The 20,368-nt window shown below is 65.6% G+C and carries 26 protein-coding genes; 14 read left to right on the top strand and 12 right to left on the bottom strand.

Annotated features, from left to right (window positions below; translation table 11 throughout):
* Window positions 1-31 precede the first annotated feature (31 nt).
* From kstD to ACFWYW_RS48410, 3 genes are all read left to right on the top strand, one after another.
* Window positions 32-1,765 carry a 3-oxosteroid 1-dehydrogenase gene (gene kstD, locus ACFWYW_RS48400; protein ID WP_379615571.1) on the top strand — a complete coding sequence of 578 codons (1,734 nt, stop codon included), beginning with the start codon at window positions 32-34 and terminating at the stop codon, window positions 1,763-1,765.
* Window positions 1,766-1,919: 154 nt separating this feature from the next.
* A complete protein-coding gene (locus tag ACFWYW_RS48405; protein ID WP_379615569.1) occupies window positions 1,920-2,366 on the top strand; it encodes a lamin tail domain-containing protein in 447 nt (148 codons plus the stop codon).
* A gap of 11 nt (window positions 2,367-2,377) precedes the next feature.
* On the top strand, window positions 2,378-2,554 hold the full coding sequence (locus ACFWYW_RS48410) for a hypothetical protein (RefSeq protein WP_379615567.1): 177 nt from the start codon (window positions 2,378-2,380) through the stop codon (window positions 2,552-2,554).
* 5 nt (window positions 2,555-2,559) lie between these two features.
* Here the strand turns inward: ACFWYW_RS48410 and ACFWYW_RS48415 are convergent, their stop codons facing one another.
* Window positions 2,560-2,709 carry a hypothetical protein gene (locus ACFWYW_RS48415; protein WP_379615564.1) on the bottom strand — a complete coding sequence of 50 codons (150 nt, stop codon included), beginning with the start codon at window positions 2,707-2,709 and terminating at the stop codon, window positions 2,560-2,562.
* 324 nt (window positions 2,710-3,033) lie between these two features.
* Window positions 3,034-3,429: a hypothetical protein gene (locus ACFWYW_RS48420; RefSeq protein WP_379615562.1), complete on the bottom strand. Its 396-nt coding sequence runs from the start codon at window positions 3,427-3,429 to the stop codon at window positions 3,034-3,036.
* A 422-nt stretch (window positions 3,430-3,851) separates the two neighbouring features.
* Here ACFWYW_RS48420 and ACFWYW_RS48425 point away from each other — a divergent pair, with 422 nt between their 5' ends.
* A complete protein-coding gene (locus ACFWYW_RS48425; protein ID WP_379615560.1) occupies window positions 3,852-4,898 on the top strand; it encodes a hypothetical protein in 1,047 nt (348 codons plus the stop codon).
* 1 nt (window position 4,899) lies between these two features.
* On the opposite strand, the gene ACFWYW_RS48430 is transcribed toward ACFWYW_RS48425, so the two are convergent.
* Complete coding sequence (locus ACFWYW_RS48430; RefSeq protein ID WP_379615558.1) at window positions 4,900-5,100, bottom strand: hypothetical protein; 201 nt, start codon at window positions 5,098-5,100, stop codon at window positions 4,900-4,902.
* A gap of 248 nt (window positions 5,101-5,348) precedes the next feature.
* Between ACFWYW_RS48430 and ACFWYW_RS48435 the strand changes: the two genes are divergently transcribed.
* Window positions 5,349-5,777 carry a hypothetical protein gene (locus tag ACFWYW_RS48435; RefSeq protein ID WP_379615556.1) on the top strand — a complete coding sequence of 143 codons (429 nt, stop codon included), beginning with the start codon at window positions 5,349-5,351 and terminating at the stop codon, window positions 5,775-5,777.
* Window positions 5,778-6,540: 763 nt separating this feature from the next.
* On the opposite strand, the gene ACFWYW_RS48440 is transcribed toward ACFWYW_RS48435, so the two are convergent.
* The gene (locus ACFWYW_RS48440) at window positions 6,541-6,783 is read right to left on the bottom strand and encodes a hypothetical protein (RefSeq protein WP_379615554.1); all 243 of its coding nucleotides are present in this window, start codon (window positions 6,781-6,783) and stop codon (window positions 6,541-6,543) included.
* Window positions 6,784-7,052: 269 nt separating this feature from the next.
* Entirely contained in the window at window positions 7,053-8,225 is a 1,173-nt protein-coding gene (locus tag ACFWYW_RS48445; protein ID WP_379615552.1) for a Fic family protein, read from the bottom strand.
* Between the two features lie 245 nt (window positions 8,226-8,470).
* Here ACFWYW_RS48445 and ACFWYW_RS48450 point away from each other — a divergent pair, with 245 nt between their 5' ends.
* Window positions 8,471-9,094: a hypothetical protein gene (locus tag ACFWYW_RS48450; protein WP_379615550.1), complete on the top strand. Its 624-nt coding sequence runs from the start codon at window positions 8,471-8,473 to the stop codon at window positions 9,092-9,094.
* Window positions 9,095-9,359: 265 nt separating this feature from the next.
* Window positions 9,360-9,764 carry a hypothetical protein gene (locus ACFWYW_RS48455; protein ID WP_379615548.1) on the top strand — a complete coding sequence of 135 codons (405 nt, stop codon included), beginning with the start codon at window positions 9,360-9,362 and terminating at the stop codon, window positions 9,762-9,764.
* 91 nt (window positions 9,765-9,855) lie between these two features.
* Here the strand turns inward: ACFWYW_RS48455 and ACFWYW_RS48460 are convergent, their stop codons facing one another.
* The 6 genes from ACFWYW_RS48460 to ACFWYW_RS48485 all read right to left on the bottom strand — a co-directional run bounded on the left by ACFWYW_RS48460 (window position 9,856) and on the right by ACFWYW_RS48485 (window position 13,704).
* On the bottom strand, window positions 9,856-11,166 hold the full coding sequence (locus tag ACFWYW_RS48460) for an IS701 family transposase (protein WP_379615546.1): 1,311 nt from the start codon (window positions 11,164-11,166) through the stop codon (window positions 9,856-9,858).
* A 75-nt stretch (window positions 11,167-11,241) separates the two neighbouring features.
* Window positions 11,242-11,697 carry a hypothetical protein gene (locus tag ACFWYW_RS48465; RefSeq protein WP_379615544.1) on the bottom strand — a complete coding sequence of 152 codons (456 nt, stop codon included), beginning with the start codon at window positions 11,695-11,697 and terminating at the stop codon, window positions 11,242-11,244.
* 295 nt (window positions 11,698-11,992) lie between these two features.
* The gene (locus ACFWYW_RS48470) at window positions 11,993-12,256 is read right to left on the bottom strand and encodes a holin (protein ID WP_379615542.1); all 264 of its coding nucleotides are present in this window, start codon (window positions 12,254-12,256) and stop codon (window positions 11,993-11,995) included.
* A gap of 92 nt (window positions 12,257-12,348) precedes the next feature.
* On the bottom strand, window positions 12,349-13,134 hold the full coding sequence (locus tag ACFWYW_RS48475) for a CHAP domain-containing protein (RefSeq protein ID WP_379615540.1): 786 nt from the start codon (window positions 13,132-13,134) through the stop codon (window positions 12,349-12,351).
* 49 nt (window positions 13,135-13,183) lie between these two features.
* Complete coding sequence (locus ACFWYW_RS48480; protein WP_379615538.1) at window positions 13,184-13,480, bottom strand: hypothetical protein; 297 nt, start codon at window positions 13,478-13,480, stop codon at window positions 13,184-13,186.
* 23 nt (window positions 13,481-13,503) lie between these two features.
* Complete coding sequence (locus ACFWYW_RS48485) at window positions 13,504-13,704, bottom strand: hypothetical protein (RefSeq protein WP_379615536.1); 201 nt, start codon at window positions 13,702-13,704, stop codon at window positions 13,504-13,506.
* 437 nt (window positions 13,705-14,141) lie between these two features.
* Here ACFWYW_RS48485 and ACFWYW_RS48490 point away from each other — a divergent pair, with 437 nt between their 5' ends.
* From ACFWYW_RS48490 to ACFWYW_RS48505, 4 genes are read left to right on the top strand one after another with little or no spacing between them, the layout of a single operon-like run.
* On the top strand, window positions 14,142-14,555 hold the full coding sequence (locus ACFWYW_RS48490) for a hypothetical protein (protein ID WP_379615534.1): 414 nt from the start codon (window positions 14,142-14,144) through the stop codon (window positions 14,553-14,555).
* Window positions 14,548-15,126: a hypothetical protein gene (locus ACFWYW_RS48495; protein ID WP_379615532.1), complete on the top strand. Its 579-nt coding sequence runs from the start codon at window positions 14,548-14,550 to the stop codon at window positions 15,124-15,126. Before ACFWYW_RS48490 ends, ACFWYW_RS48495 begins: the two co-directional genes overlap by 8 nt.
* Entirely contained in the window at window positions 15,099-15,833 is a 735-nt protein-coding gene (locus ACFWYW_RS48500; RefSeq protein ID WP_379615530.1) for a hypothetical protein, read from the top strand. The genes ACFWYW_RS48495 and ACFWYW_RS48500 overlap by 28 nt, the downstream gene beginning before the upstream one ends.
* Window positions 15,799-15,960, top strand: coding sequence for a hypothetical protein (locus tag ACFWYW_RS48505; protein ID WP_379615528.1), 162 nt, complete (start codon window positions 15,799-15,801; stop codon window positions 15,958-15,960). Before ACFWYW_RS48500 ends, ACFWYW_RS48505 begins: the two co-directional genes overlap by 35 nt.
* Before the next feature lie 1,685 nt (window positions 15,961-17,645).
* On the opposite strand, the gene ACFWYW_RS48510 is transcribed toward ACFWYW_RS48505, so the two are convergent.
* Window positions 17,646-18,515 carry a helix-turn-helix domain-containing protein gene (locus ACFWYW_RS48510; RefSeq protein WP_379615526.1) on the bottom strand — a complete coding sequence of 290 codons (870 nt, stop codon included), beginning with the start codon at window positions 18,513-18,515 and terminating at the stop codon, window positions 17,646-17,648.
* 199 nt (window positions 18,516-18,714) lie between these two features.
* On the opposite strand from ACFWYW_RS48510, the gene ACFWYW_RS48515 reads away from it, so the two are divergent.
* The 3 genes from ACFWYW_RS48515 (at window position 18,715) to ACFWYW_RS48525 (ending at window position 20,320) form a co-directional block, all read left to right on the top strand.
* Window positions 18,715-19,554 carry a helix-turn-helix domain-containing protein gene (locus tag ACFWYW_RS48515; RefSeq protein WP_379615524.1) on the top strand — a complete coding sequence of 280 codons (840 nt, stop codon included), beginning with the start codon at window positions 18,715-18,717 and terminating at the stop codon, window positions 19,552-19,554.
* Between the two features lie 95 nt (window positions 19,555-19,649).
* The gene (locus ACFWYW_RS48520) at window positions 19,650-20,048 is read left to right on the top strand and encodes an ATP-binding protein (RefSeq protein WP_379615522.1); all 399 of its coding nucleotides are present in this window, start codon (window positions 19,650-19,652) and stop codon (window positions 20,046-20,048) included.
* Window positions 20,039-20,320, top strand: a complete 282-nt coding sequence (locus tag ACFWYW_RS48525) for a hypothetical protein (RefSeq protein ID WP_379615520.1) — start codon at window positions 20,039-20,041, stop codon at window positions 20,318-20,320. Before ACFWYW_RS48520 ends, ACFWYW_RS48525 begins: the two co-directional genes overlap by 10 nt.
* Window positions 20,321-20,368: the final 48 nt, after the last annotated feature.

Here is a 20,368-nt window from a genome sequence, read left to right on the forward strand (position 1 = left end):
CGTACTTCACTCCGTTGCGAAGGGTTCCGCCATGCCTGCACACCCCCACCCCACCCGCCGGACCGTCTTACGCGGCACCGCGGCCGGAGCCGGGCTGCTGATCCTCGGGGCCAACGCCGCCCACGCCGACGCCGCCGTCACCGAGGAGTTCGACGTCGTCGTGGTCGGAGCGGGGGCCGCCGGGATGACGGCCGCGCTCACGGCCGCCAAGCGCGGGCTGAGCACGCTCGTCGTGGAGAAGGTCGCGACGTTCGGCGGCTCGGCGGCCAGGTCGGGGGCGGGGATCTGGGTTCCCAACAACGAGACGATCCTGGCGGCTGGCGTACCGGACACACCGGCCAAGGCGGCGGCGTACCTGGGAGCCGTGGTCGGGCCCAGCGGGGTGCCGGCGGACAAGCAGGCGGCGTTCCTCGCCAACGGGCCGGCGATGATCTCGTTCGTCACCCGCAACAGCCCGCTGCGGTTCCGCTGGATGGAGGGCTACTCCGACTACTACCCCGAACTCCCCGGCGGCCAGCCCAACGGACGCTCCATCGAGCCGGACCTGTTCGACGGCAACCTCCTCGGCGCCGAACTGGCCAACCTGAACCCCGCCTACATCCCCGTCCCCGCCGGCGAGGTCATCTTCAGCGCCGACTACAAGTGGCTCAACCTCGCCCTCGTCAACGCCCGCGGCGCCGCCGTCGCACTGGAGGGCGCGGCCCGCTGGCTGGCCGCCAAGGCCCGCGGCATCGAACCCCTGACCATGGGACAGGCGCTGGCCGGCGCGCTACGCGCCGGGCTGGCCCAGGCCGGGGTCCCCGTCTGGCTCAACACGCCCCTGACCGACCTGCGTGTGGAGAACGGCCGCGTGGCCGGCGTCCTCGTCACGCGCGACGGAACCCAGACGCTGGTACGCGCCCGCCGCGCGGTCATCCTGGCCTCCGGCGGCTTCGAGCACAACGACGCCATGCGCGACCAGTACCAGGAACAGCCCATCGGCACCGACTGGACCGTCGGCGCCGCGGCCAACACCGGCGACGGTCACCGGGCGGGACTCCAGGTGGGCGCCGCCGTCGAGTTCATGGACGACGCCTGGTGGGGACCGTCCATCCCGCTGCCCGGCGAGCCGTACTTCTGCCTGGCCGAACGCACCCTGCCCGGCAGCCTGATCGTCAACCGGGCCGGGCGGCGGTTCGTCAACGAGGCGGCGCCGTACAGCGACGTCGTGCACGTCATGTACGAACGGGACGCGATCCCGGCGTGGCTGGTCATCGACCAGAACTACCGCAACCGCTACCTGTTCAAGGACATCGCCCCGACGCTGGACTTCCCCAGCTCCTGGTACAGCGCGGGCGCGGTCGTGAAGTCATGGTCATGGAACGGCCTGGCCGCCAAGATGGGCGTCCCCGCCTCCGCCCTGAGCTCGACGCTGGCCCGCTTCAACGGCTTCGCGTGGACCGGCCGCGACCTGGACTTCCGCCGCGGAGACAGCGTCTACGACCACTACTTCACCGACCCCGCCGTCATCCCCAACTCCTGCCTGGCGCCCCTGCTGCTCCCGCCGTTCTACGCCCTCAAAATCGTCCCCGGCGACCTAGGCACCAAGGGCGGTCTGAAGACCGACGTCCACGCCCGAGTCCTGACCACCGCCGGCACTGTCATCCCCGGCCTGTACGCGGCGGGCAACGCCTCCTCCCCGGTCATGGGCCGCAGCTACGCCGGAGCCGGCTCAACCTTGGGCCCGGCGATGACCTTCGGCTACATCGCCGCCCGCCACCTGTAGGCCGGGCATTCTCGGTGTGCGGGCTCTGTCCGTCGGGGAGCCCGCTTCCGTACCCGACCCCTGCTGACCGGATGCGGCCAGGCCGACAACCACCGTCATGGACCACCCGTCCCATGGAGCGTTCCCGTTCCCTTCGGACGCAGAGGATCCGACGATGCGCCTCCTCCTTCGGACAGCCGCCGCCACCCTGACCGCCGCCGCCCTCACCGGCATGCCCGCCCAGGCCGCGGCGCCCGCCGTACAGATCATCAAGGTGTACTACGACAGCCCGGGCAAGGACACCCGCTCCAGCACCAGCCTGAACGCCGAGTACGTCGTCCTCAAGAACACCACCCGCAAGCCGATCCAGATGGAGAAGTGGATCCTGCGCGACAAGACCGGCTACAAGTACCGCTTCCTCGCGTTAGTCCTCAAGCCCGGCAAGACGGTGACGGTCCGCACCGGCACCGGCGACGACGGCACCTCCACCGTGTACTGGAACCGCGGCCAGTACGTGTGGAACAACGACGGCGACACCGCGAGCATCCACCGGTCATCCGACCTGAAGAAGATCGACACCTGCTCCTGGGGACGCGGCCGCGCCTGGACACATTGCCCCTAGCCTTGCGGTCCATGAGATGGTTACGCCGCCGCATCCGCCAGATCCTCGCCAAGCGACGATTCCGCCGCCGGAGGGCGCGCCGGCAGGACCTCAACACCCCGTCCTCCCCGACCGGCGGCCAGAACGACACGGGAGACGTGATCCGCGGCGCGGACTTCTACAACGACGGCACCACCGGCGGCTTCTGACACCCTCAGGACGACTCGGTCCGCTCGGTCCGCTCGGTCAGAAGGTCGTGCTCCGCCAGGAACGCGCCGAGCGACTCGCGGGCGATCAGGAACGTCAGATCCGAGTCTGCGGGCATCTCGATGGACAGGCAGACAGAGTCCCCGAACGGGGCCACCCGGACATCCCGCGACTACATGGACCGATTCAGCCCGTCTGACACTACGGATCTGGCGATATCGAGGTGCTCAGGGCCGCCGGGGATCTCGACGCGGATGAAGTGCGGATCCCGCGTGCGATGCCGCAGAAACCCGCTGAGGACGTCTTGACTTTCCGCTCCGCCGTACAGCGTGGCGCAGTGGACGATGTCGGAAACATTTGGGGGTTGAGCAGCACTTTCATCGCTCCCCTGCTCGGACGTGTCGCGAGGGGCACTCGTGCCCTTCGGGGATGCAGAGCGAACCGCAGTGCGGTGCCGCGACGAACCACCTGCTTGAGGTGCCTACTCCGGACGAATCGTCTGGAGCCAGACGCGAGGCCCGCCACCGTTCTCGATCGCCCAGAACATCCAGCCGTTGCGGTTGTCGTTCACCTCCGGCTGGTAGTGCCCGACGACAGCCCGAGCCGCCCCCGTGGGGGACTTGTAGGACGTCCCTGCCAGCGGCCCGTCAACGATCTCGACCCGGGCCGGAGCAATGAACTGCGCACGGGTTCGATGTCCTGCGTAGTCGGCATAGATGGGGATGCCGTCTCCCGTCGTCTTGGGGGAGACGGCATCCCCACCCGCCGAGGGGTCGAGGATCAAGCGCCGCACGATCTCCCCTTCGGTGGTGCCCGCCATACGCGCGGCGAACGCCACCTTGTCCTTGGTGTCCTGCGATACCTCAATGAGCGCCATCAGGGATCTCCTCTCTGTGCAGAGCATACACAGCAAAGCAAGCACTGCGCACAGCATTTCAAGCAATCCCGGGGAACGGGGCCGGCGGGACCGCAACGGTGTCGGGGACGCGCTCCGGGGCGGCCGACTCGATCCCTCGGCCTCCGAGAGGGCCTGGTGCCCAGCACCTGCGCGATCCAGGGCGCCTCCCTAAAAGGGATAAATGGCACTATGGCCCGAATATTCAGCGCAATTCCCGCACTCCAAGATTTCATCTTTGACAGCCTTGACCAGCCCATCTCAACAATTGATTGTTGATGTGCGCATCTCGGAACTGCATAGGCGCATACAGGGAGGTCGAGGCAGGGTTTGACGGATGCGCAAACGCGAACTGCGAGTGGTAGCAAACCGGCCAACAAATTCCGACAAGAAGGATACTACGGATGGCTCACCACAATTTCGGTACAGCAAGAAAGCGCTTCTTCGTCATCCTCGGCGTGCTGAGCCTCGCCATGAGCACAGTGAACGCCACCGCCGCGACCGCGAGCAGAGCCGACCCGGACCGGGCGGCCGTCAAGCAAGCCGGTCAGACCGCGGCGCAACTCTCCGCCTACTGGACCCCGGCCCGCATCAGGGGCGCGAAAGAGACCCGGCCCACGACCCGGGGCGCGGGCAACAGGAGCACCTCGGTACCGAAAACCAGCCTCCCGCCCCTCACCTCCGCCGGCACGCGCCCCGCCAGGGCCGCCAGCCCGGGCCCGCGCGACGTCCGCGCCGCCATCGTCAAGGCGCAGCGCTGGAACAGCCACGGCGTGATGCCGGCCACCACGATCGGCAAACTCTTCTACACCAACGACCAGGGCGCGGACCGCTACTGCTCCGCCTCCGTGATCAACGCCAACAACCGCAACACCATCTGGACCGCCGGCCACTGCGTCCACCGCGAAGGCGGCGGCGGCGCCCAGGGCTGGTTCACGAACTTCCTGTTCCGCCCCGACTTCGACGCCGGCAGTTCGCTGGGCGCCTGGGGCTGGCGTACCGCGTCGTCCCCCCGAGGCTGGACCGAGAACGGCGACTGGGCCTACGACATCGGCGCCATAGCCCTGGCCCCGAACTCCCAGGGCAACGTCCAGGACATCACCGGCTCCCAGGGATACCACTTCAACAGCGGCCGGCACGACTACCAGGTCCACGCCTTCGGCTACCCCGAGGACGCCGCCCCGGAAGACCGCCCCGAAATGGACGGCCAGCGCCTCTGGTACTGCACCGGCGCCACCTGGAAGCCGGGCTCGGACAGCCGCATGGGCTTCCACTGCGACATGTTCCACGGGGCCAGCGGTGGACCCGTACTCTACGATCTCCAGTTCCCCCGCGGCTGGGGCTACATCATCAGCGCCAACAGCTGGCACTTCTTCGACAACGACGAGTGGCGCGACCCGTACCTGGGCGATGCAGCGGTCAACGTCTACAACACGGTCAAGGACCGCTGACTCACCCTCCGGTGGCGTCGCGCTGGCGCTCTTCCGTCCAGTAGTCGAGAACCTGCCCGGAATCCCCGTCGTTCTCCAGTACGGCCGGCGAGGCAGGAGACCTGGAGTCAGCCTGAGCCAACACCACCCGATGCACCGCAAACCCAACCGCGACAGCCACCACGAACACCGCCACAACCCTGACAGACACCTTCATCGACATAAGCGTCACTCCCCGCCTCAATCCTCCGACGCTGAGTGACCCCTGGCAACCGCCTCTGCCGAACCGGCCTCCCACACAACGAGCTCAGCCAGCCAACCGCCTGCCTGGCTGAGCTCTCGTTGACACATCCGTGGGCCTCTGTCCTGGACCTCACCCGATCGGCGTTGAGCAGGTCCTCCGACACCGGCCTCGTAGCCCGGATGCGCACCTGACAGTGGGTTGCAAGCGGTTCTCCTAGGCTGCCGATCATGCGAAAGACTTCCGGATTAAAGACGCTCGTCGTCGTCGCCGTCGCTCTCGCCGTACTGGCTCCCACCCCGGCGACCGCCGCCGCGTGGGGCTGCACCGGCGGCGGGGCAATGCTCAAGACCAAGCACGGTCATGTCAAATACCTGTGGAAAGCGTGCGGTGACGGCTACGTCGCCGCCTCGGGGACTGTGCACGACACCAAGTGGGATCTGTGGACGGCGGTCGTCGAGGTCAGCTTCTCCAAGGCGGGCAAGAGGGTCGGCGGCACCGGCGGCCGGGTGGAGGCGGGCCGGAAGAAGGGCAGCAGAGATTTCGCCTTCTCCGTCGCCGCCAAGCAGGGCGCCGACACGGTAGTGATCAAGGCTCGGCGCTGCTTTCTGGGCGGCAACCTGTGCAACAACACCACCACCTTCACGGGCAAGCTCTGATCTTGTCGCCTCTGCCCGATCTTCGCGTGGGTATTGAAAGGCCGCATTGCGGACGCTCGATCCCGCAGCGGCGGGCGCAGGCGAGCCTGCTGCCGGCGCATCCACGCGACCCGGACAGGTGGCTGTCGCGGCCGACTGTGTCGGCGCTCTTGATGTTCTGGGAGTCGATGCCACGCGCTGGCGGCGTGCCTTGACTCACAGCTCGGCCAGCAGGGCTTCGGTGACACTGGCCTGTTCCCACTGCTGGAAGTACCAGCACACGGTCTGCCTATCAGCTATTTGGAATCTGACCGCACGGAGCGCCGCCCTCGATCCATAGGCGAGGATTCGGCAGTGGTCTGTGTGCTCGGGTAGTAGAACACTGGGCGTTGAAGACCTTGAGTGATGACCCCTGGACATCGAAGCCTTCATGCCGCCCTTCTCCCGCCGCTCCCAGGCTCGGCCCCACCGGTGCCGAAACCTGTCGCTTCGTCACAGCCCTACTCGATCGCTCGCCCGCGGCCCCAACCGCCTCTCCTAGCGACAAGGCCACAAGGTTCACCAACCGGGGAGCCAGTTTTCGATGTGCCCCTCACAGGTAGGACTGATGGGCGCAAGCGAGATGAAATAAGCGCGCGGAGCACCTTTGACCAGGGTGGGATCCAGCTGCCCAACCACTTGGCTGGGCAACGGGCGGGGCAGAAAAGCACGTTCGACACCGGCAAGGAGTTCCGCGCCACCGACGAGCAGACCAAGAGCGTGGACTGCGAAAGCGCCCGCGACATCAGCTAGACAGGCGCTGCCACCACCGGCGCGACCTGCGCTCCTCCATGCCGGCCACGAACCTCGCCGCGCCGTCCGGGTCGCGGATGTGCACGGACGAGTGATCCGGGACCACCCCGAGCGCCCAATGCGCGGCCGCATCCGAGGCCGCCTGCGTGATGTTGTCGGTCCGGTACGCGGGAGGGGCGGTGAGGTCCGGCTCCTCGCCGCGCCACACCCCCCACCCGGACTGCCACCAGGCCACACCACGGATCGTATGACGCCTGGCGCAGGAATACCCGCAGATCAGCAGTCCACGGCACCGACGGCGAGTCCCATGCGAACCCACCGGGCGTCCTCGGCGTCTCATCAGGCACAGAGGCCGCGTGCGGCAACCTTTCCTCCAGGGCTCTCCCGCAGACCACACCAGCGGGAGGGCCCACCAACCACCGACACGACGAGGGCCCTGCAGCGTACGATCCGGGCTCCGTCGCGGCTCGGCTGAAGCCCGGGGAGTCTTCGAGTACAACTCCGCTATGACTCGATGATCTGCAGTACGCCGGGAGCGGCGAATAGGCGTCCGTACCTGCGTCCTGTCCGCTCCTCTAGGATGCCCAGTTCGGCGAGGCGCTTGATCGCCGTGTTGGCGGCAGGATACGTCACTCCGTAGGCTTTCGCGGCGATCGATGGTGTGATCACCGGAAACCCGATTAGCTCCTCGGTGATTGTGGTGGCGACCCCCTTGACGCGCTGGTCGGTGAGGTTCCGTAGGGCCGCCGCTTTCCAATCAAGGAGCCCGTCGATCTTCTCCACCGCTCGGGCAGATTGATCGGCCACGCAGGTGCTGAAGAACCGAATCCAGTCGTCGAAACGTCCTGTCACACTGCACTGCAGAAGATGATCTTGATAGTCGCGCCGACGACGCTCTAGCCAGGGCGACAGATTGAGGACGGGCACTCGAAGTGCGCCCGCACGCATCAGTTGCAGAACACAAGTGAGTCGCCCGAGTCGACCGTTGCCATCATTGAACGGATGCAGGGACTCGAACTGGTAGTGGCCCAGGGCCAATTTCGCGATGAGGGGGATCGACGAATCGCCTTCGATCCAGTCCGCCCACTCCTGCATGCTGGCCTGCAGGGGAAGCCCTGGCGGAGGTGGCACAAACCGGGCGTCCTCAAGCCGGTTTCCCCCACCTCCGATGCAGACTTGGATCGTTCGGATTCGACCGGCGTCACCTGTCTCTGAGCGTGTCCCCTTGACCAGAAGGGACTGCAGGTTGCACAGCATGCCGACCGTGATTGGCAGGTCCGAGATCCAACCGTAGGCAGCGTCTGCCGCCCTGATGTAGTTCCGAACCTCCTGCACGGCAGCCGACTCGCCACCGTCGTCGAGCAGTTCAGCTTCAAGAACATCCATGAACGCTGCGTACGTACCCTCAAGTGCTGACGTGCTCACAGCCTCCTGCCGGATGGCAGGGCGCGCGAGTAGCTGCGGGTTAGGCAGCCTGAAAGCAGCTTGATCAAGGCGCGCAACGGCGGCTGTGGCGTCGATGAGCGCACTGTATGTGGCAGGCTCCAGATCAAGCCTGTCAGGCAAGGGGTGGGGAAGGAACGCCTTGTGTTCGAACTCGACACCCCGCCGAGCGTCCATGCCCGTGATTGTCACCAGGCTGCCCACTGGAGACTTCGCCATCAGATCGAGATCCACGCAGGGCAGTCTAGGCGCTACGACTTTAATTCCACCGCTGTAATTTAAAGCGAACGCGGTTCTACTTACAATCTCAGGCTGAGATTGTAAGCCCCCGCGCCGCAGGACCGGCCAGTCTCGGACATGACGTCACTGTGTACTCACGCACCGCATAGGCGCAGGCCCACCCAGCCGGACTGCTCACCCAGCGCGGGCCCGGCGCACCGCAACTCGAAATCACATTCGATGACGGCTACGGTGAAGAGATGCCGCCCGAACCGACCCCGCCACCAACCGGCGTGCCGGTCATCATCCCGCCGAACAGCGCGGGATGGATGCTGGCGCTGTGCATGGGAGAGGACGGCAGCACCAAGGAAGCGCTCGTCAAACGCCACGACTACGTCGAAGGATTCCGAGGCGGACTCACCGAGCGCGAGAAGTGGCTGCCCCTCCTCGGCCTCCAGCCCATCCCCGGTGAGGACTACACCACCGTGCCCTGGCAGAGCGTCGAGCAGCCCGCCGGCGACGGGCCCGATGCGGACCGCCCGCCAGGATGGCCGACTGAGGCGGCGCCGCCCACGACACCGAGCTGGCAGGACTCTGCCGTGGCCTGGATGTTCGAGGCACTGCCGCCCGACTATCGCGCCCACCAGGCGCTACGAGACAACCCGCGCGCGCTCGCGGCGGCAGCCGCCGAACATCTCGACCAGGGCGTCTTGGCCGCACGGAAGGGCTTTTCGAGGGCGGCGGTCGACTTGCGTGACTGGCTACCTCCGCACGCCATCGAGGCCGTCCTCGATGTCTACCGCACGGAGGGACCCCGACTGGTCGGCATGCAGCGCGGGCTGCTGCTCGTGACCAAGGCTCTGCGCGATCAGGATCTGCTGTGAGGCCAAGCCCGACGGCATGATCCGCAGCGACGCAACAATGCCCGCCCCAGCAGTCTGAGGCGGGCATCGCCGCCCAATGCCCGAACCCCACCTTGACGGCGACGGTCGCGGACACTCCCGAGGCGCGCAATGTCACCGTACGCTCACGCGTGGAATACGCACAGGCCCATCGGTCGGATGTGGCGTTGGCACGACGAAGATCCTTGCCAAAAGCGGATCGAAAGCAGCCTCCTCTACCGTCGATCGCGCCTGAAAGGGGATCTGCATGAACTTCCGCGGAGTTGGACTGGCACTCGCAGCCGCCATCGCGATGTCGGCGGGTGGCGCAGGCGTGGCCGCTGCCGAGACGGCTGACCTCTGGGAATGCCGGAAGACGTACGTGTGCGTCACCGATGCCTACGGCCGGAAATGCCAGTGGGCAGGCGACGACCTGGATTGGAGCAACAACTGCAACGGCTTCACCCAAATCCCGCGCCACCACGTGTTCAACGCCGGGACCGGCAGCTACTCACACATCCGGTTCTACTCGCGTAAGGGCGGCGCGGGCAGTTCGTGGTGCGTCAAGCCGGGGTTTGTCGGCTACGTCCCGAGAACGTGGAGCTCGGGGCCGGACAAGGGGAAGTCCGTGGAGAAGACCATCACAGGTCACCTGTGGGTCAACAACTGCTGATCGCTCCCCGGACATGCGAAAGCCCGGCCTCTGCACTGCCAGAGGCCGGGCTTCGTCATACTGACCAGATCGTTCCACGCAGCCTGACCCGTCAGGCGTTCCCCGCCGGCCCGCACATGGGTCGATGGGCCTGGACGAGAAGTGTGCCCACGTGGTCAAGGTCGGGCGCGGGCTCGTGCCATGCCCGGACGTCGACGAATCCGTGCGCGGCGAGCATGCGCGCCCATGTCTCGGGCTCGTAGGCCCAGCGATACACCCACGTTTGCGGGCCGCAGAAGCCTGCGCCGTACATGCCTTGGACGCCGTAGGAGCCGGGTACGGCCGGCGCCTGGCTGAAGACCAGCCGGCCACCGGGCGCCAGTCGCCGGTGGATACGCGGCAGCAGGTGTGCCGGGTCGGTGAACCACAGCGCGCCGAAGATGGAGTAGATCGCTGCCCACTGCTGGTTGGCGTCGTCGAGGAATTCGATCACGTCGGCCTCGGCGTAGTGCGCGTTGGGCAGGTGCCCCCACAATGCCCTGGCGCCCTCGACCTGAACGGGCGACAGGTCGATGCCGGTGGCCTCCACGCCTTTGGTGGCGAGCGCGGCGACGGCGTGTCCGCGTCCGCAGCCGAGTTCCAGCGCGGTCGCGGGGTCGTCGAGTAGTTCGTCGCCGGGGCCGTGACCGTCGTACTGGGTCCAGCCGAAGGCGTTCTTCAGCGCCAGCTCGGGAGGGCTGTTGTTGTCGGCGGCGACGCCGGTGGCGTAGTGGTCCCAGTAGGCGATCGTGTTGGTGTGGCAGAAGGCGCGCAGGCCCGGATCGCGGCCGTAACCGGAGTCCGCGGCCAGATAGCGGAACGGGGTGTCCGCCCGCCGTTCTTCGGCGAGCATGTCGATCACCTGCTGAGGCTTGGTCGCGAAGGCCATCTGCTCCGGCACGCCCGCCACCCTGCGCCGTTCCGCGTCGCCGGCCCAGTCTTCGGGTAGGTAGAGCCGCCGGTTGATGAAGGCGTGTCCCGCCGCGGAGGCGTAGGTGAGCATCGGCATCACCTGGCAGTTCTCGACCTGGCCGGTCAGCCCGCAGTACTGGCGGGCCACCCCGACCGACTTGTCCCCTTTCTTGATCGCTTGCGTGTCATCGGCGATCAGCACCCCGTCCGGGCTGCCCAGGTGTTTGACCACGTACGCGCGCACCTCATCACGCAACACCGCGGCGTCCCACGACGCCCGCGACAGCAGCCACTCGATCGGGTTGGCGGTCGGATGTCCGAGATGGTCGGCCAACTGCCAGGAGTTCTTGCGCGGCACATCGGTCAGCAGCCCACGGACCAGGTCCCCGAAGGTCGCCTTCGGTTCTGGCCGTTTGAACAACCGATCAGCGATCCGCGAGGTCATTGCCGCGAGTCCGGCATCCCAGGACACGACGAGATCGTAGGTGAGGCACAAGGTTACTCGCAGATCATCACCGATACACCCACGGTCACGCAGGTGAACGGCTCAAAGATCTACCGATGTAGTACCGGCAGGCCTTTCGAGGTACTTGTCCGGCGTGATCTGAAAGAACTCGATGTCGAGGCTGTCTTCGGGGCGGCCGAGTGCGCTCGCCAGCGCGGTGCGTACTCGTGCGGTCGCGATCTCGAATGCTGGTGACGGCGGTATCACCAGCGCCACCGGCAGGTCCTCCTGAGCGGGGAACTGGGTGAGCCACTGGTCGCCGTCGAAGACGGCGGCTCCCGCGTAGATCTGAGCGCCTTCGTCTCCCTCGTATCCGAAGAGCTGCAAGCTCACGTCCCTGGCGGGGATTCCCAGGAGGCTGGCGAGTGCGTCGCTGGTGGCGCGGACCGCGTCCTGGGCCGAGTCCGTGACCACGATCACATCCGGCTGATTCGGCACCTCGACTCTGGCGCGATGACGGGCACCGTCGCGGGTGATGATCCCGAAGTAGTTGTTCATAAAGCCTGAGAGATATCACCTACCGTGCAGCGCGAGAAGCGCTTGTCGAAGCGAACAGGGCTTTGTATCGGGAGCGTATGCGAAAACACCTACGTCGCCGCAGTAGTCCCAGCTCCGGGCCGCCCTGGTAGACGGCGCGCAGGCGGATCGCAGCCAGCATCCTGCTGGAGCTGCCTTAGTGCTGCCGCTGGAGGCCTGGCGGTGGGCCTACGGCTGGTCTCCCCGGCAGCAATAAGACGACGAACAGCAACAGCGCCGGAATCGTGGTCGGCATGTCGCTCACGCTAGCGCCGGTTCAGCGGACGATGCGGGGCATTCCCCGATCGGCGTGGGTCACGAACCCCGCGGTCGCGGGGTCGGTGGTGGTGCCGGCCACGACCGACATGATCAGCGACACGAGCGCGGCGCCGCCGGCGATCGAGCCGACGGTCGGCCAGGCGATGTCGAGGATGCCAACCGCGCCAGTGCCGATCACGCCCAGGGCAGCGGTTCCCGCGGCGCCGATCATGCGCTCGGTCGCGTCGCCCCAGAACTTGGCGTTGAGCAGTTTCCGCTCCATGATGATCTCCCCTCAAACGAGGTGACAAAAGTAGAAGTCGGCCACGAAGAGCCCTGGTCGGGGCATGTATGGGCCGTCAGGACCGCCTGACGTCAGGCGGTCGGTGTGTCCGGGATGTCGAGCCGGACGGTCACGCTCTCGATCTCGGCCCGGATCCGGGCGAGCAGCTGCTCGACGTCGAGCGTCGCGTTCTGTGCGGCCAGGGCCTCGGCCAGCGCGGTGATCGTCGCGTTCTGGCCGTCGAGTTTGGCCTCCAGGCGTGCCGTGCGCTCACGCAGCTCACGCACCCACGCGGCGGTGTTGACCATGATGTTCTTGGCCTGCCACTCCGGGTTGCCCGGGCTGCCGAACGGCACCGGGATCTCCAGACTCCACACGTCCTTCGCGCTCACGTCGTCGTCCTCCTCGTAGATCGGGTAGCCGTAGCCGTAGATGCGGGAACTCGTCCTCGCGATCGTCTTGCGGTAGACACCGTCGCCGTTGAAGTAGGCGCCGGCCAGCGCACCGGAGGTGTTGCCGCCGATGGTGACGATGGCGGCCGCGGTCACCTTCTCCACCCACTCCACGTGGGTGCCGCCGCGCGGCCCGTAGTAGACCAGCGCCCCCGGGCGCGGCGTCGTCCCGAACCGGCCGCGCCGCTTGAACCAGGCCACACCGGTCTCGCACCCGGCCGTCCAGGGGAAGTCCTCGTTCGCCGTCAGCCCGGCCCGTTTCAGGCCGACGGACACGAACGTGTGGCACCACGGGTAGCCCAGGCCACCGTGGGGGTAGCCGGGGATCGCGCCGAATTCGCGGTTGAACGGGGTCAGGTTGGTGCCGGCCTCGCGGTAGCCGAGGTGACGCGCCAGCTCCCGGCCGGCGTCCTCAACCGTGGGCATGTCCGCCCTCCTCCTTCTTGTCCACCATCCGGTCGCTCCTTGCCTTTGGTCAGGGGTTGCTGAGGCGGGAGATCTCCGCCTTGGCCACGGCCAGCTCGGCGCGCAGCACCGACACCTGCTCGGCCAGTTGCGCGATCTGCCGCTGCTGGTCGGCTCGCTCCTGGCGGAGTTCGGCGATCTCGGCCTTGGCCGTGTCCAGCTCCGTCCTGAGCATGGTGACGACCTTGTCGGCCGTCTCCACCGCCACTGAGTCGGTCTCCCGGTCCAGCTGGCGCAGGGACTGCCGGCGGCGGGTGATGGCCATGACCGCCTGGACGATGCCACCGCCCAGGGCGACTTGTGCCACGGATACAAGGACGTCGACCCACGTCACGCCTCACCCCTCTCCTGGTTCTCGCGGGCCTGCGCGGCCGCGCGCATGATCCGTCGGACCTTGACCATGCAGCCGACGGCCAGCGCGCCGGAGATGATCCCGGCGGCCAGGCCGTGCATTCCCAGGCCGACCACCACGGTGATCGAGTAGAAGGCGTAGCCGCCGCACATCAGCCACAGGCCGGGCGTCTCGAGCACCAGAGGTCTGGCGGCTGCGCGCGCTGGCGGCCGCGATGCAGGTGCCGGTCCGGCTTCTCGCCGATTTGGCGGGTGCTCAATGGTTGGGAATCGAGGTCGCCGAACTCTCTACCGGGGATAGATGGGTGGCCATCGCGGTGCCGGCGGGCCTCACGCATGAGCAGCGGGCGCGGTTCGCGGAGCGGGTTGGTGCACTTCAGGACCGAGAGGGCGACGACTGGGTGGCAGTCTCCGTTCCTGCTTCGTGGTCGGAGGAGGAGAGGGAGCGGTTTGTCCGCATGGCGGAGGATATGGTGCGACATTTGGGTAAATAGCGCTATGTAGCTGGACGGTAACTCAGGTAACAACATGATTTCTGTTCGCAAATGCGGACAACAAAAACCGGACACTGGTGGTCACACTCGCCACAGCACACTCCTCCGCCCAGAGAGGCAGAGATGACCACCCCGCACCACCCGCGCCACGGCTTGACCGTCCGGTTCGCGCGACCTTCGGAAATCATCATCGGCGGCCAGGCAGATCTGGCCCTTACGAGATCGGGGCAGATCGAACTGCGGATCGATCCGCATGCCGGCGCGGACCCGGCGCTGCTCGACCCGCTCGCCGAAGCTGGCGAGCAGGCGTTCCACGACCTCCTGCCGTTACTGGAGCCCGGCAGGCCCCCGATCATCCGCTGCTACGTCGAGCGCCACATGCCCGGCAACAAACTCGTTCACGTGGAGGTAGACCCGCGCCAGACCGACGTGCACATTGCTCACGGCCTGGCGCGTCGGCTCACCGCCCACCAGATTGCCGGGCTGTCCACTCACCTGATGCGACGCGTCACTCCCCCCAGGAGTCGTGATGGCTAACCCAGTCAAGAAATGCAACTGCCGCGACGAGAACGGCAAGAAGCTCGGACAGAAGTGCCCCCAGCTCACTCGGAGGGCTCATGGCGAGTGGTGGGTCCGCTACGAAGCCCCCGCGGGCCCTGATGGCAGTCGGCGGCGCCCGTGGGCCGGCCCCTACCGGACCGAGGGAGAGGCCAAGACCGAGCTGATCAAACTGCTCGCCGACGTCGACGCGGGGATTGTGCCCGACGGCAAGCTGAGGTTCGGCCAGTGGGTGGACGACTGGCTCGCCGGAAAGAAGAACCTGAAGCCCTCCACCTACCAGAGCTACGCCGAGGCCGTGAAGCTGTACGGCAAGCCGGGCCTGGGGCACATCTACCTGACGAAGCTGAACGAGACCCACCTGGGCGCCTTGTACGAGGCCATGGGGCAGATCAACAACCTGCCGCCGGGTGAGGAGCCCAGCGAGATGCTCAAGCGACTGCTGGCGGCCCGGGCGCCTGCCCCATGGAAATACGGTCGCGACAGCAAGGGTAAGCGTCTCGACACGCCCCACGACCGGCCGTGGCGGACGCAGCCCAGCCGGGCCTGAAGCGGAAGGCGCCGCTGAAGCCGTCACGGATCCAGCGCGTGCATCGGTCCTTGTCATCGGCGTTGGGGACGGCGTTCAAGCAGAAGCGGATCAAGCACAACCCAGCCGCGCACGTTGAGCTGCCAAAGGTGAGGAAGGTCCGCCCGCTGGTGTGGACCGATGAGCGCGTCGCCCGCTGGCAGGCGACCGGCCGGGTACCGAGCCCGGTCATGGTCTGGACACCGGTCCAGGCGGGTCGATTCCTTGACGTCTGCGCGGAGCGGGATGAGCGGCTCTATGTGCTTTACCACCTGACGGCCACGCGCGGCCCGCGGCGAGGCGAGCTGTGCGGCGCCCGGTGGGAGGACTCAGAACTCAAGGTCGCGAAGACGATCAGCCTCCTGGAGTCCGGCGAAGAGGACGATGACGGCCTGAAGTCGGAGAGCGCCTGGCGCACATTCGCGGTCGGCGACGAGAACGCCGTCCTGCTGACCGCGTGGCGCCGGCAGCAGATGCGCGAGCGTCTGGCGGCCGGAGAGGCGTGGGTGGACACAGGGCTGATGTTCACCAACCCGGACGGCACTGCCCTGCGGGAGGAGTACGTCAGCGAGCGGTTTGCCGCGATCGTGACCGCGGCGGCCGACCCTGCCGCCGATCCGGTTCCACGACCTTCGGCACTGCGCGGCGTCGCTGATGCTCGCGGCGGGCATCGACCCGAAGATCGTTAGTGCGACTCTCGGTCACGCGCGCTACTCATTCACCATGGACGCCTACACCTCGGTCATGCCCGATGTGGCTCAGGCAGCGGCCAACGCGACGATCGCGATCATCCCTCGGGCGAACCGGAAAACATGATCGTTGGCGGGATGGTCCGGCAATGGTCCGGCATCGCCCATTTATAGATCGAAAGGCCCTCTCTCATGATTTCGAGAAAGGGCCTTCCAGCTGCGGAGGCTCGGGGATTTGAACCCCGGATGGGCGGTAAACCCAAACCGCATTAGCAGCTAGGAGACAGGCCGTCCTAGGACGTTCAACGTGGACCATCACGGCCGCACGAACGTTCTGGAACGGGGTGGTACGACGCGGAACTGCAACCCAAACTGCAACCCACAACGATCTTCCTTCGCGTCAGCGCGCACCGTGCCGGCTGATCATCCCGTCTGCCGTCGACCCGCCCGAAGGGGAAGCGGGCCTGGGCCATGGGTACCAGATGGAGCGCCCCACTGGACGAACGATCTGGTACCCATAGCCCTGGCCTGCTCGGCTTGTCCCGAGTCGCTGGCGGGCGGGATGATCAGGTTTCCACCCCAGCCACCCACGAACCGCCGGCGCGTGCGGCGATCATCCCGGAGCCGGAGCGCCCCCGCCGGAGGCACAGTTTGTGTCGGTGGGGGATGGAAACCGGTACCCAGTCTGCTGACCTGCAAGGGCTTCCGGCGCACATGGCTTGCCAGGACTACGCGGGCGTATTGCTCGACTGAATAGCATGTCCAGCACACCCACAGGCGCCCGCGTCGATGCTCGCTGGGCCGGGGCTGAGGAACGAAGTCCCGGACCTTCGATCGCCCCCAGCCAGTGCTGGCGCTCAGCCCACGTCAGGCGATCGTGAGGGCGGTACAACTATCAACGTCTGTGGCCTGTGCCACGGTGGGGCCTTAGGCTAAGCCTTTGATCACTCGACCGTAACACCTTGCCGCTCAGCATACGGACACGACTGTGGGGGTTACTTGACGTCAGTCCTCAGCCCAGAGCCGAAGCTCCCGACGCCTGCCGTAACCGTAACCGTTACGGTTATGCCCCACTCCAAGCCAGACGATGTGCCTTTGACGGACCATCTCCAAGGTTGGGGTACTGCTGCTGCCGTCCTCGTAGCTTAACCATTGCCATTGTTGGTTGGAAACGAGAGAAGAGTCAGAGAGAAAAAGACAGAAGGGATAGTGATCTTCAGCGCGCAGAAGATCGAGCTGATGCCGATCGGCGATTGCATGAAGAACGATCCGTAGCAGATAAACGCCTATTGCAGCAACTCGGCGAACAGCACAATAGAGATCGGCGAGACTTCCTGGTTACGCAGTTGTTGCATGTGGGCGAGTTGTACTCCAAAGCCTCTATCTTGCAGGGGAAAGAGCGGACAGAGATAGTGCGGCAGCTTATAGTTCGCCTACACGTACTTCCGGATCCGTACGCGTCGCTCATTAAGGTCGTCTACGAAGTCCCTCTTGGCCCAGTAGGGATGCAAATAGTCAAGGTCAGGCTTGCGCAGAATCAGACCGGGGTTCACGGTATAGATTCAAAGATGGTGCAAGAGGAGTTAGCGGATAATGTCAACGAGTTGCTCGGGGTCAAAAACGTTAAGCCGCTCGGAGAGCGATCCCTCTGGATGCCTGGCGACGAGTAAATGCCACAAAGGCTGGACCGATGAGGAAAACATAATCCACGCTAATTTAGACGTGAATTCTCTTTGGACAGCCAGTCTGATGCTTAACGCCCTCCGATCTGTAGACCACGTGAGCGCGATGGCAAACTTCCCAAGAATCCTGCTATGACTCCCATGTGACGGATTGCTGAGCTTGGCGGATCTCGTTGGCCTGGTCTTCCCAGGTAAAAGTCAACAGGTCCTGATCTGAACACCCCCATTCACGCATCACGTAGAAGCAAACCTCCGCTCCGGGAGGTAGCGCAGCTATTGGCAGATATGGCGGTGTACTGGTGTTGGTGTCTCCGAAGGGAGAGTCTTCTGGGCTGCGAGGCGCCTTGTACATCAGCGGGCTCGCTGTGGTGGAGATCGTAATATTGAAGGCTGTGGATCCACCGCTATTCTTGACTCGGATCCACCCATTCTGGCTATTGTATTCTCGATTGACGAACCCCACTATGAGTGCGGGATCACTAGCTGTCATCAATCCAAATTCACGAGCAAATGATGCTCCGCTTGCACAGAAAGACGCACCTACTTCCCTTCGGGTCATGGGTTTGTTGTGCGTGCCAACGCGGTGAAGAATGCGCCCACGCTTGGAGCTTATGTGAGGAATCCTATCGCTTGGCGGTATTGCAATAACTAGATAGCCTGAGGATGGATCACTCTCGCTTGGGATCTGTATTGGATCGACCCGGATAGGCTCATCAACACCTTCACGCGCAGCTTGGACAACTTGCTGTTCAAGTGTCCGCAGGGCTTGAGGGTAGAGCGACGAGGCGCGGTCATGCCGATCCGTGCCTACGCCGACGACAAGAATCCCACCACCGCTGTTGACCATGGCTACTAAGTCATCTGCGAGATCTTCCGGGCTCCCCAGTTGGCGTTTGAAGTCAAGGTGGCGAGTCTCGGTAATGTGTTCGCTAATCAGCCTTTCAAGCCCTTGTCTAGTCGAGAGATCGCTGGGGACTCCGAATCGAGAGAGTAACTCCATAGTCGATACACTAGAGCCTGTCACTGCCTCGAAAGCAACCGTAGCCCGAGTGGCAGGCCGCGCGTGAGAACGGCCCCCAGGCCGCACGCGCAGCGTGCGGGCTGCCACTCGGGCCGCGTGGCGGCGCGGAGCGCCGTCCTTGATCCATATAAGAAGGATTCGGCAGTGGTCTGCGTAGTCGGGTGATAGAACGCTGGGTGTGGAGGATCGTCGGGATCGGCTTCGGGCGCTTGGGGAGTTCGTGCGTCGTCGGCGCAAGGACGCTGGGCTGACCGGTAAGGATCTTGCGCTTCGGGCTCAGATTGCTCAGCCGACGATTTCGAGGATCGAGACTGGGCAGCTTCTCCCGACTCCGGAGACCGTTGATCGGCTGGTTGAGGCGCTCCGCCTGGACGATGCCTTGCGTGCCGAGTTGGACGCGCTTGTTCTGAGGCTGCGTGATGAGGTCTCTCGGTTGAAGGGTGGGTTGGCTGGCCGGGAGTCGGCGAACATGGCCCGGATTCGAGCAGCCCGCCGCGTGGTGTCGTTCCAGGCGGGCATGATCCCGGCTCTCCTGCAAACGGGCGAGTACGCCAGGCTCTGCCTGGCGTTCGGCAGTGACGTGGATGAGACGGATGCGGCCAAGGCTGCGGCCGTACGGGTGGAGACTCAAGCGGTCATCTTCGAGCCAGGGCGTGACTTCTCCTTCGTGCTGACGGAGGGTGCTGTCCGCACGTGGCCGGGGACTCCGTCGTTGATGCTGGCCCAGCTCGATCGTCTCGCGCAGGTGGCCACGCTGCCTAACGTGCATCTCGGGATCGTGCCGTGGTCTCTACCGACTCCAGGGCTCCCACTTCATGGGTTCACGATCTATGACGGCTCGTTGAGCGTGGTGGAGAGCCTGACCGGTGATCTCACGATGAGCGAACCAGAGGAACTGGCGGCTCACGTGGAGACCTTCGAGTCCTTCGCCGCCGTCGCTGTGTACGGCGATGCGCTGCGGGAGCTGCTCGGCTCCATCGCGGCCGACTTCCGTGAGCTGGTCTCTCGATTCGAATAGTGGCGCATTTATACGTCGAATACCTTGAGTGATGGTGAAGAACACTCATACGCTGATGGCATGGATGTATAGACCCCTAGACACTGGAGTTGTCCATGCCGCCCTTCTCCCGTCACTTCCTAGGCTCGGCCCCATCGGTCACCGAAGCTCGTCGCTTCGTCACGGCCCTGCTCGGCCGCTCGCCCATGGCCCAGACCGCCGAACTCATCGTGAGCGAACTGGCCACCAATGCCATCCACCACACCGCCAGCGGCCGGTTCGGCGGACGCTTCATCGTCACCGTCCAAGCACAACCCAAACGGGCCTGGCTCGCCGTCGTGGACGAAGGCGGCCTCAGCACGCCGAAATGCTTCCGCCCAAGCCTCGAAGGGGAAGGCGGCCGGGGCCTGTTCCTGGTCTCCGAACTGTCGGCCGACTGGGGCATCTGGGGTGACGAGAACGGCCGCACTGTCTGGGCAACCCTGATCGCCGGTCGGGAGATGCCGTGGACCTGACCTCCTGCCTCTCGCCATACCCGTGCCAGCCGCGCGCAGACGCCATCCGCCTCACCTGGCTACCGCCACGCGACGATGAGCGATGCCGAGTAATCGCGTGGACCTGCGACTGCCGCCCCGTCTACTTCGAGCTGTGCGCAGCCGGCGGCCAGACCTTCATCCGGCGCACGTCGCGGACCGCGAAGCGCGTCATCATCGCCGAGACCCACCGCGGACCCTCGGCGGAGACCCAGAAGATCTGGTCTGCGCTCACCCTCGGCCTGGTCCGATGAGCCCGCGCGGCGTCCCCAATCGCCGGTCGGCTATCCGCGCAGTTAGCT

Origin of the sequence: Nonomuraea sp. NPDC059023, from assembly GCF_042740095.1 — a bacterium.
Taxonomy (GTDB): Bacteria; Actinomycetota; Actinomycetes; order Streptosporangiales; family Streptosporangiaceae; genus Nonomuraea.